12 protein-coding genes and 2 tRNA genes are annotated in these 14488 nt (G+C 69.1%); 9 read left to right on the forward strand and 5 right to left on the reverse strand.

The genetic code is table 11. The annotated features are described in order from the left end of the window. Positions 1–331: 331 nt before the first annotated feature. From GXY15_01445 to GXY15_01455, 3 genes are all read right to left on the reverse strand, one after another. Positions 332–2533: a sulfatase-like hydrolase/transferase gene (locus GXY15_01445; protein ID NLV39877.1), complete on the reverse strand. Its 2202-nt coding sequence runs from the start codon at positions 2531–2533 to the stop codon at positions 332–334. A gap of 234 nt (positions 2534–2767) precedes the next feature. Then, complete coding sequence (locus GXY15_01450) at positions 2768–4909, reverse strand: hypothetical protein (GenBank protein ID NLV39878.1); 2142 nt, start codon at positions 4907–4909, stop codon at positions 2768–2770. Positions 4910–5020: 111 nt separating this feature from the next. Further along, entirely contained in the window at positions 5021–7822 is a 2802-nt protein-coding gene (locus GXY15_01455; protein ID NLV39879.1) for a hypothetical protein, read from the reverse strand. 208 nt (positions 7823–8030) lie between these two features. Between GXY15_01455 and GXY15_01460 the strand changes: the two genes are divergently transcribed. Next, the gene (locus tag GXY15_01460) at positions 8031–8369 is read left to right on the forward strand and encodes an SCP2 sterol-binding domain-containing protein (GenBank protein NLV39880.1); all 339 of its coding nucleotides are present in this window, start codon (positions 8031–8033) and stop codon (positions 8367–8369) included. Between the two features lie 168 nt (positions 8370–8537). Here the strand turns inward: GXY15_01460 and GXY15_01465 are convergent. Then, positions 8538–8626 (reverse strand) — tRNA-Ser (locus GXY15_01465). Between the two features lie 136 nt (positions 8627–8762). On the opposite strand from GXY15_01465, the gene GXY15_01470 reads away from it, so the two are divergent. The 8 genes from GXY15_01470 to GXY15_01505 all read left to right on the forward strand — a co-directional run bounded on the left by GXY15_01470 (position 8763) and on the right by GXY15_01505 (position 13968). Continuing rightward, positions 8763–10031 (forward strand): site-specific integrase, encoded by a 1269-nt coding sequence (locus tag GXY15_01470; protein ID NLV39881.1) that lies wholly within the window; start codon positions 8763–8765, stop codon positions 10029–10031. 69 nt (positions 10032–10100) lie between these two features. After that, positions 10101–10325: a hypothetical protein gene (locus tag GXY15_01475; protein NLV39882.1), complete on the forward strand. Its 225-nt coding sequence runs from the start codon at positions 10101–10103 to the stop codon at positions 10323–10325. Between the two features lie 137 nt (positions 10326–10462). After that, positions 10463–10699 carry a helix-turn-helix domain-containing protein gene (locus GXY15_01480; protein ID NLV39883.1) on the forward strand — a complete coding sequence of 79 codons (237 nt, stop codon included), beginning with the start codon at positions 10463–10465 and terminating at the stop codon, positions 10697–10699. Continuing rightward, positions 10696–12252, forward strand: a complete 1557-nt coding sequence (locus tag GXY15_01485) for an AAA family ATPase (GenBank protein ID NLV39884.1) — start codon at positions 10696–10698, stop codon at positions 12250–12252. Before GXY15_01480 ends, GXY15_01485 begins: the two co-directional genes overlap by 4 nt. 351 nt (positions 12253–12603) lie before the next feature. Beyond that, on the forward strand, positions 12604–12777 hold the full coding sequence (locus tag GXY15_01490) for a hypothetical protein (GenBank protein ID NLV39885.1): 174 nt from the start codon (positions 12604–12606) through the stop codon (positions 12775–12777). After that, on the forward strand, positions 12770–13240 hold the full coding sequence (locus GXY15_01495) for a hypothetical protein (GenBank protein NLV39886.1): 471 nt from the start codon (positions 12770–12772) through the stop codon (positions 13238–13240). Before GXY15_01490 ends, GXY15_01495 begins: the two co-directional genes overlap by 8 nt. Next, complete coding sequence (locus tag GXY15_01500) at positions 13233–13778, forward strand: hypothetical protein (GenBank protein NLV39887.1); 546 nt, start codon at positions 13233–13235, stop codon at positions 13776–13778. The genes GXY15_01495 and GXY15_01500 overlap by 8 nt, the downstream gene beginning before the upstream one ends. Further along, positions 13768–13968 (forward strand): hypothetical protein, encoded by a 201-nt coding sequence (locus GXY15_01505; GenBank protein NLV39888.1) that lies wholly within the window; start codon positions 13768–13770, stop codon positions 13966–13968. The genes GXY15_01500 and GXY15_01505 overlap by 11 nt, the downstream gene beginning before the upstream one ends. A 332-nt stretch (positions 13969–14300) precedes the next feature. Here the strand turns inward: GXY15_01505 and GXY15_01510 are convergent. Continuing rightward, a tRNA-Ala gene (locus tag GXY15_01510) sits at positions 14301–14376 on the reverse strand. Positions 14377–14488: the final 112 nt, after the last annotated feature.

A 14488-nucleotide genomic window follows, 5' to 3' on the forward strand; every position in this document is an offset into this window, starting at 1 on the left:
CCGCCTGCCTTGTCTTTGGGTGCCCGTCCCCATTTCGGCTGCCCCGTTGGGGCATGATTCTTTCCGTCCGGGCAACCCAGGGCAGGCCTGGCCCTTTGGGCGGCGGCCTGCCCTGGGCTATATTCGGCAACGCTTTCAGCGTTGAAGAGGACAAGGAACAGGGAACGAAAGAACTCTTTGTCAGGAAGGGTGGACGGATCTTAGTGCGATTGCACGGCTTGTCCGGCGAGTTTCCCGAGAATATGGTAAAATCACTGTGGTAACGCCCAAGTGGGGCGTTTCTCCTTCCGCGGAGGCCTGGTGCAGCGATGTGTCAGGCCTCTTTTTTTGTCTAGGGGGCGGGGGCCGGTTCGGGGGGCGGGGCGGTCTGGGCGGGGTGGTGGGCGCGGAGGAAGGCGTCGAGCTGGCGCTGGAACTCGCGGGCGAGTTCGGGCTCTTTGGCGCGGGCGTCCGCGCCGGCCTTTTGGGCGCGGAACTGGTAGACGTCCATGAACTCGACGACGGAGGCCTCGCCGGCGGCGTCCAGGGTGAAGGGGTCGAGCCCGGACTGCCAGGTGAAGCGCCAGCGGCCGGACCGCACGGACAGCCCCATGGGGTTGCCCTGCACGGAGATGAGGTCGCGGAAGTCGCTCTGGAGCACGAGGTCGGCGCCGTCGAGGCCGGCGGGCGGGGTGATTCCGGCGCGGGCGAGCACGGTCGGCAGGACGTCGGCCAGGGAGGCGGGGGTCTTGCGGGTGCGGCCCGCCGTGCCGGGAATCCGCATCAGCAGGGGCACGCGCAGGGAGGGCTCGCGCAGGGAGGGCCTGCCCGCCGCGCCGCGCCGCCACGCGCCGCGGTCGGGCTCGGTGAAATCGAGGCCGTAGAGGGAGGTGACCACGACCATCAGCGGCCGGCCCTGGGCGGCGGCCTCCACCCGGCCGAGGAACGCGCCGATCTGGCGGTCCACGTCGAGCAGGGCGGTGTCATAGATGTCCACGGGCGCGGGGGTGCGCCCCTTGCCGAGGAAGCCCTCGCCGTAGCGGGCGAGGCGCACGGGGTCGCGCAGCTCGCGCAGGCGCAGGAACAGGAGGAAGGGGTCGCCGCCGCGCGCCTCGGCCCATTCGGCGGCGCGGTCGAGGGTGACGCGCGCCCCGGCGGGGCGGGGTTTGGGCGGGGCGTTGCTGCCGGGCTCGGGCGCGCCGGGGTCCATGGGGAACACGTCGTTGAACTGCATGAAGCCGCGGCTGAAGGCGGTGTCCACAGTGAGGTCGTCGCCGTCGGCGCCGCGGCCCTCGGTGAAGGCGGCGGTGTGGTAGCCGGCGGCGCGCAGGTGCTCCGCCAGCGTCCGGATGCCGGACGGCGGCGGGGCGGCCTGTCCGGCGACGGTGCCGTGGCGCAGGGGGTGCAGCCCCGTGAGAAGGGTCATGGCGGCGGCGGCGGCCTCGGGGGCGGGGGTGTAGGCCTGCTCGAAGATCATCCCGGGCTCCGCCCACTTCTTGAGGTTCGGCGTGGTGTCGCGGGAATAGCCCGCGAGGCTGGTGTTCTCCGCCGCCAGCCCCTCCACTGCCAGCAGCACCACGGACGGCCCCTCCGCGCCGCGCGCCACGCGCCACGGCCCGGCGACCAGGAGTTTCCGGCCCGTGTTGGAGGGCGGGTGCACGCCGAGCTGGCGCATCCATTCGGCGGCCGGCCGGCCGGTCCACGCCACCACCACCGCGCCCGCGTTCTCCGGCAGGGCGTCCCCGGGCAGGCGCACCTCGGTCCAGACGCCGGGCTCCAGGGGCACCTCGTGGGTGTGCACGGGCGTGATGTCCGCGCCCGCGTCCGCCGTGCCGGTTTCGGCGGCCGCGCTCTGCTCCACGCGGACGGTCATGTGGACCGTGGCGCCGCCGCGTTCGTCGTCGCCGTCGTCCGGCAGGGCGGCGTAGAGCACCAGGTCGCCGCCGCCGCCGTAGTCGCCGAAGATGCGCGCGCCGAGGCTCTCCGGCACCTCGCGCGCCTCGGCCCACGCGCCGCCGACGCGGGCCCAGGCGGCGTCGCCCGCCTGGGCCAACCCCGGGTCGGCGGCGGTGAAAGCGAAGGCCTGCTGGAACCCGGCGGCCCCGGCCAGCGCGATCCCGGCGCAGGCGAGCCATCCGAGGGCGCCGAGGCGCCCGGCGGGGCGCGCATCGAGGGCGGCGAAGAAGACGACCCCTTTCAGGAGCGCGTGGGCGCCCAGAAAGACGCCGAGGACGAGGAGGGGCTCCACCTTGTGGAGGACCGGCGGGAGCATGGGAAGGGAGACCCCCAGCAGCCAGGGGACCAGCACGAGGGCGCAGCACTGGGCGGCCATGTCGCACAGCAGGGGCACGGGGGACCGGGTCGGGGCGAGGAGGCGCACGGCGGCCATATAGGCGAACTGTCCGGCGGCCCAGGCCGCGCACACGGCGGCCACCAGCAGGATGCCCGACTCGAAGCCCGAAAGCCAGCCGAGGGACGCCAGCAGGCGCCGCGCCCACAGGCCTGTGAGCCCGCCGGCCAGCAGCACCGTCACCATGTGCAGCGGAACAAGCACGTCTTTGACACTCCCCGTCGGGTGGAAGAGGGGCCGCGGTTTGGGCCGCGCGCGGGCGCGGCGCGCACCATCATATCATCATGGGCGGCCCGCGCCGAAAGTGCGTGCGTTTCCACGCCGCGGCCGCCGCAACGTAGAAGCGGCTTCCAGCCGCTTTCTTCGGGGTTGCTCCCGCGACCAGGAACGCGCCTGGAAGGCGCGTCTACATTGGCCGGGGTTCCCGGACGGGGCGCGTCATTCCACCGCGCAGGAGAAGTCCTCGATCTCGAAGGCGCCGGTGCCGCCCCGGTTGCCGAAGCCGATCCGGGGATTGACCAGACCGTCGGGGGCGTCTGCGCCGGGGATGAAGACCAGCGTGTACTCCCGCCAGTCCGAGGAGCCCGTGGCGTACATCAGGTCCGTGAGGCTCCCCTGCCCCTCCAGCATCACGCGGAAGGTGCGCTTGGGGTTGCCCACGGGCCGGAGGTCTTTGGCGCGCAGGCGGAACCGGACCACATGCCGCGCGCCGCGCTCCAGGGCGCACTCGTCCACGTTGACGGCGGTGCACACGGGGAAGAAGAGGGTCGGCGTGCGGGGCTTCTCCGCGTCGTTGAGCACCAGGGTGACCGAATAGCGTTTGCGCGGTCCGCCGGGCCCGGTGACCTCCTCCACCCGCGCCTCCTCCGGCAGGACGGCCTCCGTCTCCGTTGCGGGGGGCTTCCAGGGGCCGGGCCCCGCCTGGGGGAGGTCGCCCATCGTCCAAAGGGAGGCGACGCCCAGGTCCGTGTGCAGCTTTCCGCCGCGCTCGGCGATGTGGTCGTTCAGCGCCGGGTCCGCGTTGTTGCCGTTGAAACTGACGATCCAGAAGGGGTCGCCCTGGAACGCGGCGAAGAGGGACTCGAAGTCGCCCCCGTTCGTGCAGAAGGACTCCTTTCCCGCGGACCCGGCCGTGGTCCAGTCCGGCACGAGGCGGCCCAGGTAATGCGGGATGAGGAGGTAGGAGAAGCGGCCCTTGTGGGGCTTGCAGTAGACGATTTTGTCCATGGCGGGCTCGACCTGCGTCGCGAGCGCCTCCGCGATCCGGCGCGCGCCCCAGTCGTTGTGCGACTGCGCGTTCTCCGCCCAGCCCGCCCGCAGGGGGCCGGGGCACGCGGCCAGCCAGAGGGCCAGCAGGATCACCGGCGCGGCGGGCCGCAGGCCCGGCAGCGTCCGCGCCGCCAGGGCGGCGAGCCCCCGCACCGCCGCGTCCGCCCCCAGCCCGAAGAGCAGCGCCGCCGCCACGGTCTGGAAGATGAAATAGCGGGGCGCCCAGAAATGGCCCACGGGGAGGAGGAAGAACGGCACGGCGGTCAGCAGGTTGGCCGCCAGCAGGAAGAAGAGGAGCCGGTGGCGGCGGAACGCGGCCGCGAGCCCCAAGAGCAGCAGGGGCGCGACGACCAGCGCGGCCGCAACCCCGTTGCAGGAGAGAAACCGCGCGGCCAGATAGTTCACCAGGTAGTTTCGCGCGGAGAGCACATGCTTTTCGCGGCCGCTTCCGCCGTCCACGGGGTCCTCGCCGGCGTCCTCCGCGTCCGCGGCGGGGTGCGCGGCGGACGGGGCCACGAGGCCGCGCAGACGGTCGAAATGGCCGGGGCTGCCCCCGGCCACCACGGCAAGGAAGACGCCCGCCGCGGCGGCGCACACGAGCCCCGCCCCCCCGAGACGGCGCAGCAGCACCGCGCGCGGCCGGGTGTGCAGGAGCGCGAACAGGCCGTAGCCCCCCACAGTGGCGACGGCCGCCAGGGCGAAGGACAGGTGGGTGAGCATGCCGAGGAGGAGTCCGGCGGCGGCCAGGGCCGCGCCCCGGCGCGTCCGGCCCGCCTCCAGCGCGAGAACCCCCCCAAGGAGCAGCGCGCCCGCGAGGCAGACAAGGCCGTAATAGCGGATTTCCACCGAATGGTAGGCGTGGAGCGGCGACACGGCCAGGAACATGCCCGCGAAAAGGGCGGCGGTCGTTTCGGCGCGCCGCCGCAGCAGCAGGAACACCCCCGCCACGGTCAGCAGCCCCGCGAGCAGAAAGGGCGCGCGCAGCGCCCACTCCGGGGCGTGCAGCGGCACCGACTCGTATTGCGGCGGCAGGAGGGAGGGAAACCGCACCGCGAGCGGTTCGGGAAAGACCCCCAGCACGGCCTTGGTCATCCAGAAGATCACCGGCGAGACGGTCTGCGCCAGCACGCCGCGCCAGGGCAGCGAGGCCGTGCGCAGCGTGTACAGCTCGTCCGCCCACAGACCCCGGAACAGCCCCGGCGCGCGCAGGGCCGCCGCGACCGCCAGCACGGCCAGCAGGCCCGCCGTGTCCGCGTGCAGCCGGAAACGGGCTGCGGGCCCGCCGACGTTCTTTCCGTCCTTTCGCGTCATCGCCGAAACACCCCGCGCGCCGTTGTTCGCGCGTGCCCGTCCCCGCCCCGCCGTCATTCTATCCGGCGGGTGCCCCCCAGTCAACGCGCGGCGGAGGAGTCCCGGCGCTTCTCACCCCAGCCGCGCGCGGAGGGTGACGATCTTTTTGGGGCCTACGTCGAAGGTGACGGTGCTGCCGCGCGGGGTCAGGCGCTCTTCGGTCACTTCCTCCAGGGTCACGCGCTCGGCGGAGGAAAGTCTCTTGCCGAAGGTGAGCTTGCCCTTGACCTTTTTCGCGTTGGGGTTGCAGACGCGGATGATCCAGCCGTCGCCGTCCTCGGCGCACTTGAGGGCCGTGAGGAGGAGGGTGTCGGGCTGGAGGTCGAGGAATCCGGCGGTGGGCGGGTTGCCGCCGGGGTGGGTGCCGGCCTGGACGGGCTCGAGGGGCGCGGCGAGGCGCTCGGCCTCGGCGAGGACGCCGCCCGCGGCGTAGTCCCCGGCGTGGGGGTAGATCAGCCAGGAGAATTCGTGGCGGCCGGGGCACTGGGTGAGTTTCATCTCGGGGTGGGTGTCCCACCGGCAACTCACGGTGGCCAGGTTGAGCTCGTAGGCGCGCATGAGCGTGACCGCGACGGCGCGCGCGGCGTCCTGGGTGACCTCGTACTCGCGCAGGCCGAGGGCGATGAAGGCGAGGCCGGCCGCGCCGTCGCTGACGTCCACGAAGCGCTGCATGGGGAAGGTGACGCCCTGGCAGCCGTGCCAGGGGCTCTCCTTGCCGAAGACGGTGTCGCGCTCGACGACGTCGAAGGCGCTCTCGGCGTGGCAGGTCTTGCCCGCGCGGCGCGTGGGCAGGAAAACGCGCAGGCGGTGGTCCTCCGCCGGGTTGTCGAATTCGACGGAGACCTCAACGCTTTTCGCGCCGCGCCGCAGGGTGATGCGGGTCGTGAGGACCATTTCCCGCCCGTCGTCGGAGCGTTTCGCGTGGTTGCCGATGCCGTCGAGGCGCTGCCACGCGTCGCCGCCGTTCTCGTCGAGCCGGGCGGGGACGCGCATGCGCGTCTCGACGCGGTAGCGCGCCAGGAGGGGACCGTCCTCCTCCAGTGCCACGGCGCAGGGGAATCCGCGGCTGTCCAGCGCGCGGTCAAAGGCGGGGTTGTGGTGCATCCACGCGTGGCCCGCCTCGCCGTTGTCCACATAGTAGTTCAGGCCGTCGTAGACCACGCCGGTGGCCTTATGGGTGAGGCTGAGCGTGCCGTTCTCGGCGATCACGACGCGCAGGTGCTCGTTCTCCATCGTGTTCGCGCCCGTGACCAGGGTGCCCCGGGCGAAGGCGCCGGAGCGGTCCACGACCCAGGTGGCGTAGCCGAGGCCGGGCACGGCCTCCGCCGGGAAATGGACGAGGAACTGCTCCGTGCGCACCATGGCCGGGGCGTCGCCCGCGTGGTTCACGATGGACCAGTTGGGCCGGCGCGCCGCGCACTGGACCTGCACGCGCCGCCTGGTGGCGGGGTCCACCAGCTCGAAGGCGCCGCGCGGCCCGGTGTGGGGCAGGTCCACCACCGCCGTGACCACCTCCGACCGCGCGGCCGGGTGCGGGTTGTGCACCGTGAGCACCACGCCGCCGGGGCCCTCGGCCCCCGTGTTGACCCCCTTCTGCACATGGGCCAGGGCGCGCGCCAGGAGCCCGTCGCCGAGGTGGCGCACCTGGGCGAGGCGGTTCATCATGTCCTCCTCGATGGCGTCCACGCCGCTGCCCGAGATGCTGTCGTGGGCGTGGCATTTGAGGAGGGTCTTCCACGCGAGGTCGAGGCAGGCCCCGGGCCATTCCGCGCCCAGCCACGCCGCCAGAACCGCGAAGGGCTCCACCCGCCGCTGGAGCAGGTACTCCGCGGCCGAGGCGCGGGCCTTCATGCGCGTGCGGCTGGAGAGCACGTCGCTGTACAGGTGCATGGTGACGGGCATGGGCTTGGGCACCCGCCGCTCGCCCCGGAGCACGGCGAGCTTCTTCCAGTCCACCTCCGCCCGCACCGCCGCCATCAGGTCTGGGTAGAACCCGTGTTTCACCTCGTCGTCCGGCAGCGCCTCGCGCGCCCACTGGAGCAGGACCGGCTCCGCCTCGTCCGGCACGCTGCTGTCGTGGCCCATCATGAAGGCCAGGTGGCGCGTGGTGGACACGGCGACCTCGCTCTCGCGCAGGCGGCGGATGTGCTCCACCGCCCGCTCGCGGTCGAGCCCGCGCCGGGGCGCGAGGAGGACATGGTGGTCGCGGGCGAAGGCCTGCCCGGCGCGGCGGAACGGGAGCCCGCACTCCTCCCAGGCGTACTCGCGGTCCGCGATGTTCTTGCCGAAGACCGCCGCGCGGTAGACGTTGTGGTAGAAGTTGTAGCGCGCGCCGCTGCTCATCTGGCTGCCCAGGGCCCGCGTGCCGTCGGCCCCCTCGAAGATGAACTCCGTGGCCACCTCGTCGTGGCTCACGCCGTGGTAGAAGAGGATGGTGTCAATGCCGAAGCCCGCGTAGAGCTGGGGCATCTGCGAGTTCTGGCCGTAGGAGAAGGGCGTGTGCCCGACCTTCATCACCCCGCCGAAGGCCCGCGCCGTCCTGTGGCCGTAGAGCAGGTTCCGCGCGAGGGACTCGCCGTTCACCTCGAAACCCTCCGGGCAGGTGTACCACGGGCCGATCAGCAGCCGCCCGTCGCGCACCGCCGCCTCGATCCGTTCCCGGTTCTCCGGCCGGATCTCCAGATAGTCCTCCACCGGCACCGCCTGCGAGTCCATCACAAAAGACCGGTACTCCGGGATCCGGTCAAAGAGGTCCAGCATCCCGTCGAACAGCTCCACCAGCATCAGCCGGGTCTCCTGGAAGGGATGCAGCCATTCCCGGTCCCAGTGGGTGTTGGAGATGAGGTGGATGACGCGTTTTTTCGGGGTTTTCACGGAAAGGCTCCTTCTGGGACGGCGGCACGCCGTGCATGGGCGGCTATTGTTGCCAAGGCGCGCCGGAAAGTCAACCCGGGCATGACCGCCGCGCGTTGACTCAAACCTCGCATTCTGCTAAAGTGTGGGGCGGCGTCCGCCGGGACGTCCCCCGGCGGCGTGCGCCGCAGGGCAGTGGGCGCGCGAGCGCGGGCAGTCAACCAACGGTATGGAGGAACAGGCAATGTCGGATGTGCGGAATTTCTTTGAGGGGCTTTCGGCGAAGGTGAACAAGGACCGGATCGCCGGGATGAACTCGACCTTTCAGTTCACCATCACCGGCGCGGACGCCCAGACGTGGAACATCAAGATCGCGGGCGGCGAGGTGGCGGTGAACGAGGGCGCCGCGGACGCCGTGAACGTGGAGATCATCATGGCGGACGCGGATTTCGCGGACCTCATCGCCGGGAAGCTGAACAGCATGGCGGCCTTCACGAGCGGCAAGCTCAAGGTGAAGGGCGACATGACCCTGTCGCTGAAGCTGGGCCCCATCTTCGGGATCAGCTGATTTTCCCCCCCCCACCGGGGGGGACGGCAAGGAGAACAGACCACTGCGGCGCGCCCGGCTGAAAAGGCCCGGCGCGCCGTTTTCATGTCCGTCGGCGGGGAGGGGGCGGGCCGAAAAACAAACGGGCCGCAGGGGCGTCCAAAAGCCCCTGCGGCCGCGAAAGAATCCTGGTGGAGCCGAGGAGGATCGAACTCCTGACCTCTTGAATGCCATTCAAGTTTTGGGGGTTTATCGGCGTATACCGCAGGGGACTGTCCATTACAAGTGGGGAGGTAAAAGCATTGAAAATAAAGGGTTTTCTGGCATCCATTCCCCCGCCCCTTGCTAACGCTTGTTAGCCGTGATATAATCCGCTTGTGCCAAATGTGTGCCAAAACTTTTGGAGGACTAGAAATGAGGGAGCGACTGACGGCTGCATTGGTCAAGGGGCTGGCTCCGGGCGAGCGGCTGGTCGAGGTCTGCGACACGGAGGTGCCGGGGCTGTCCGTGGTGGTTTCTCCTGGAGGAAGCAAGACCTTTTTCTTCCGGTACAGGGAGAGGGAATCCAGGTCCATGCGCAGGTATAAAATCGGTCGCGCCGATGTGTTGACCGTGCATCAGGCCCGCGCCCGCGCCCAGGAACTCCGCGCAGAAGTTGCCGCTGGGAGTGACCCGCAGCAGGAGCGCGCCGCCACCCGCGCCGGGTGCCTGGAGGACTACCTCGACGGACCTTATACAGAGAAGGTGGCGCACCTGAAAAGTCACGATGCAATCATTGCGACATTGCGGCGGGATTTCGCCGAATTTCTGAACCAGCCTCTTTCCGCAATCACGACGTGGAAATTGGAAAAGTGGCGCCGCGCCCGACTGGAGAAGAAGAAGTCTACCGCGTCCTGCAACAGGCCGCTGGCATACCTGGCCGCGATGATGAACCACGCGCAGAAGGCGGGGCTGGTGAAGGTGAACCCATGCACCGGAATCAAGCCCCTCCGCGAGGACAAGTCGCGTGTTCGTTTCCTGTCGCCGGAGGAGCGCGCGCGGCTCTTCGCCGTCCTGGAGGCCCGCGAGGCCCAGGCCCGTGTCGCGCGCATCAACCATAACAAGTGGCTGGCCGAGAGGGGCATCCCGCCCCGCCCGACACTGGATGGAAGATACTCCGACCACCTTCTGCCGCTGGTCCTGCTGGCCGTCAATACAGGACTTCGTCGTGGTGAACTGTTCGGCCTGATATGGGGCGACGTGGACCTCCCCCGGCGCATGCTGAGGGTGCGGGCGGATAGCGCGAAGTCTGGAAAGACGCGACACGTCCCCCTGAACGCCGCCGCGATGGACGCCCTGGACACCTGGCGCGCCCAGCATGGCACCGTGGCGGCCGGCGCGCTCATCTTTCCAGGCCGGGGTGGTGGTCGCCTGGACAATATCAACAAAGCGTGGAAGTCTGTCCGTGACGCGGCAGAACTCGACGGATTTCACTTTCACGACTTGCGGCATACTTTTGCCAGTGAGCTGATTATGCGCGGGGTATCACTTTCTATCATCCGCGACCTGCTGGGACATAGTAATTTTGCGATGACCCAACGATACGCCCACCTGTCACCGGAGGCCGCCGCCGCCGCCGTGGCGAAGCTCGACGACATAGGGCACGAGCTGGCGGTGGAGGAGGCGCAAGAGGAGGCGGGTTGAAAAGGCTTGACTTTTCATAGTGTACTAGCAGGGGTTGACGCCGCCGGGCGATTGTGGTATAATAGACGCATGAAGTCACGGATTGAAACCGATGAACACGGAAACGAGCGGGTTGTCTGGACTCTGGAGAGTAAGCAAGAGCTGGGCAATCTCGAATCCCAGAAGGGACTGCTTACCAAAGGCAAGGTTGATCCGAAGTACAAGGCGAGGGCGGTGAAGGGCTTTCAAAGCCTTCTGACAGCGGCTTACTTCCCCGGCGGGGATGAGCTGGCCGAGATACGGAAGGCCGACTAGACAGTTTAAGACCGTGCGTCCGCGCGGGACAGTTTCCCGCGCCGCTCCGACAGTCAACACAAGACACTCCCGGGCGTGCTCGCTAGAGATAGCGAGTGCGCCCGGTTTTTCTTTTCCCGCTACACGGAGAGAAAAACATGCAGTGTCGAACAGACCCCGCCCCCCCCGCCCCCGACCGCCTCATGACCGAACGTGAGGCCGCCCAATTCTTGGGCGTGGCCCCCGGCACCCTCAGAGTTGCCCGCAGCACTGGCCCTCTGCCGGGCCGAATCTGGCTCCCCTTCATCAGGTTGGGAAGGTCCATCCGGTATGACCCCCACACCCTCCATCAATGGCTGGCTGCCCGCGTCGTGTCCGGGGAGGTGGCGCGATGACCGCGCGGGCGGACCCCATCACCCGCGCCGCATCGCTGGCCGCTGACTCGCTGGGCCGTCTGATCCGTCGCGCAGCCCAGGGCAACGCCGAGGCCGTCGCCGAGGTGGTGTCCCTGCCTGCGGACCTGCGCGGACTAGGGCGCCCGTTCGAGGTGCTGGTGGACATCATCAAGCGGATGGACGGCGAGCGCAGACCCATTACCGAAGACGCCGTCCTGGAGGAGGTCATCATCCTGGGCGAGTCAGGCGTTGCGCACGTCCTACTGGACCACGCGACGCCACCGACCCATGATCCGGCCCGCTGTGCCGGGCACGTCCGCGACTTCCTGCGGGCTGTCGAGCGCGACGCCCTGACCGCCCAACATCGGGCCGCTGTCCTGGCCGGAGACGATGGAACGGACCTCTTGGAGCGTCTTGTGTCCCTGGAACAGGACGGCGTCCACGGGCTGAAATTCGCCGGCCTGGGCGACCTCTCCGAACTAGCAGACGCGCCGTTGCCGTGGCTGGTGGACGGCTGGCTGTTGAGCGGAAACGTTACCCTGCTGGCTGCGCCCGGTGGTGTGGGAAAGTCCATGCTTTCCCTTGCGCTGGCCGCGTCCGTCGTGCATGGCCGTGCCCTGATCAATGGCATGGCACCCCTCGCCCAGGGCGCCGCCGTGATGCTGTCCTATGAGGACAACCGGACCGCCGTTGCAAAGCGTCTCCGTGCCCTGCAACGTCACCACAAGCTCGACGGCGAAGGGTTTGAGGCCGACCTCGACAAGCACCTGCATCTCCTCGACGATCCGCGCCCCTTGGCCGAGGTGGACCGCGCCGGGAATGTCCGCCCGACCGCGTTCTACACGGAGCTGGCCGCGACCGTCCGCAGGATGCAGCCGCGCCTGGTTGTGGTGGACACGCTCCGCCGAGCTGGCGGTGCATTGGACGGGAACGCCGCCGCCCACATCGGCGAACTACTGTCCCTTCTCGGCGACCTCGCACGGGAATCAGGAGCCGCCGTGCTGGTCCTGGCGCATGTCAGGAAGGGCACCGGGAAGGCTGACGCGGGCGCCGAAAACGTCCGGGGTAGCAGCGCCGCCACCGACGAGGCGCGCGGCGCCTGGGAGTTGCGCAAGACCGCCGACGGCAACCTGGAGCTGCATATCACAAAAACCAACTTCAGTGGAGACCAGAACCGCCTGCATCTCCGCGTCGTGCCTGTTGGGGATGCTGCCTGCCTGGAGTCCATCGGCGGCCCCGTGGCGAATGACCCGCGCGACGTGGAGGCGGCTGTCATGCGGTGGTTTCATGCCAACCCGGAGACAGTCATCAACCCCAACGGCGTGATCCAAGGGAAGGGCGCAGCGGGTGGGCTGGTCTCCGCAGTCCTGGCGTCCGTCACCTGGGCGCGCCACCGTGACGTCGAGGCCGCTGTCAACCGCCTGATTGCCGACAAGAAGTTGAACATCGAAACCACCAAGAAGGCAAACCGTCACAAGGTTGAGGCGCTGCGACCCGTCGAGGGGGTGTTCGATGAACTTTACACGGAGGAGGAAGGCGATGTCCCCTTCTGACCGCCCCGCAGGGTGCGCCGACCGGGTGCGCCAACCGCGCGTTTCCATTAAGAGGTTGACGCGGTTGACGCAGTTGACGCAAGAGGCAGATTCCCCCCCTAGAACCCCCCCTGTAAGCGGAAGGGGGCGTTGCACCGACGCGCCCCCCTTCGCTGACGCTACGGGGAGCGGATCGGCGACACCGCCCCAAGATGTCTGGCGGCTCCGCCGCATGGCCGCAGTGCGCGCCGTCATCCGTGATTTTGAGGCAGCGGGACTTCAGTACTGGCGGGATGTCCGCCCGCTTGTTGTCTACCTGGCGGAGCTGATCCGCCGCACAACCGCCCCCACGGGGGGCATGGAGAGAAACCCATGACCGAGAAACAGACCCAGCGGGTACTCCGTGCTGGCCACGGCCAGAACTTCGAGAACCCGCGCAAGAAACCCGCGCGGCCCGTGCCGCGCCTCTCACCGCCGAAGCCCCACCCGGACGCGCACACCCTGCGGGCGGTCCCCGACCGGAAAAAGGAACTCGCCAATGACTGACAATGTACGGCCCACAAAAAGACACACCGCCAAGACTAGGCCGGACTGCGTAGCCGCCACCGGGCGACGTGCCGACGCCCTGGCACTACGAATCAAAGGCCTGACATTCGCCGGGATCGGCGACGCTCTCGGCGTGGACACGTCAACCGCCTACCGCGATGTCCGCGCCGCGCTGGCCGCGACGCTGGCCGAATGCGCCGAACTGGCCGAACATCTGCGCGAACTGGAAAACCAGCGGTTGGATGAATTGCAGGCCAGCCTATGGGATAAGGCACTTGCGGGCGTGCTCCCCGCCGCCGACCGCATTCTCCGCATCATGGAGAGACGCGCGAAGCTCAACGGCCTTGACGCGCCGCAGAAAATCGCGCCCACGGACCCCACCGGGGAAAACCCCTACCTCACAATGAGCGACACCGAACTCCGCGCGCTGGCCGCGCAGATTCTGGAGGCAGACCATGATTGAAGCACTTCACCAAGTCCGCAGCCTGGAGGCCGCCGCCGCCGTCATCGCCCACGAACTGGAGGCCGCGCGTTCAGGACTGAGCCGCGCAGAGTCTGAGCTTGCACAGGAACTCGCCGATGGTGAGGGAGGACAGACGGCGCGCAAGACGATCACCAGGCACAGGGGGGAAGTCGCGGACATGGAGTCCGTCCTCCGCGCCCATATTGAGGCCGTCCGCATTGCCCGCGACGCCGCCGAGCCGGAGGCGCGCGCGGAAGTCGCCGACGCCCTGGCGGAGCTTCACGCGGCCCAGGACGCCGAGGCCGTGATCATCGAGCGCGCCGTGTCGGAGATGCACGCGGCGGCCCTGCGGCTCCATGTGCTGCATCATCAGGCCGAGGGGCGGGTCCGCGAGTTTTCAGCGGCATACCCGAAGCGAACCGCGCGCCTTGGGGTGGCGTGTTCACCCCGGAGTTTCCGCGCCCTCGCCGTCGCGCGGCTGGCCACTGGGCACCGCCTGATAACCGACATGCTCAAGGAGGCTTCCGATGGAGAATAACACCCCCCTCGCCCGCATGATCCGCGCCGCACTGGCCGAGGCTGTCCGCCCGCAGGAGCCTAACGGAAAACTTTCCGAGGCTATCCGCGCCGTTGCCCGGAGCCGGGAGACGGTGTTCCCCTTCCCGGAGCCAGGTCAGGCCCTGCCGCTGGGCGACATGCTCCGCGCTCGACATCTGCGCGAAAAATAGCTTCTCGGCATAGGGGGCACCTCCCCGCCCCCCGGCTGGCACCCGCTGGCCGGGGGTTTCTTTTGGACCGCCACAGAGGCCGCAGGGGGCACGATCACGACCGGGACGGGTGAACAGACCACCGGAGGGAGAAACGCGCTCTGCGGGGCTGTGGTATCGCGACTTCGCGCAACCGTGACGCCTCCACCGTGACCCGCTGACCGCCCGACCAGGTGCGCCGCACGGGGCTGTTTTCTGGGCACTGTGTGCCAAATGTGTGCCAAAACCTGACCGTGATGCAAAACAGCCGCAAGTGCTGCTATCTGCAAACCCTTGCGGCTGTTGTGTTTACCTGGTGGAGCCGAGGAGGATCGAACTCCTGACCTCTTGAATGCCATTCAAGCGCTCTCCCAACTGAGCTACGACCCCAGGAAGCCCGGACGATTTCTCCCGTTCAGGGCGGAGGGGATTATACCCGCCGCCCCCCGGCGAATGCAACCGCGCGGCGGCGCGCAAACGCGCCGGGAAAGGGCGCCCCCGG

The sequence above is a fragment of the Candidatus Hydrogenedentota bacterium genome (assembly GCA_012730045.1).
Classification (GTDB): Bacteria; Hydrogenedentota; Hydrogenedentia; order Hydrogenedentales; family CAITNO01; genus JAAYBR01.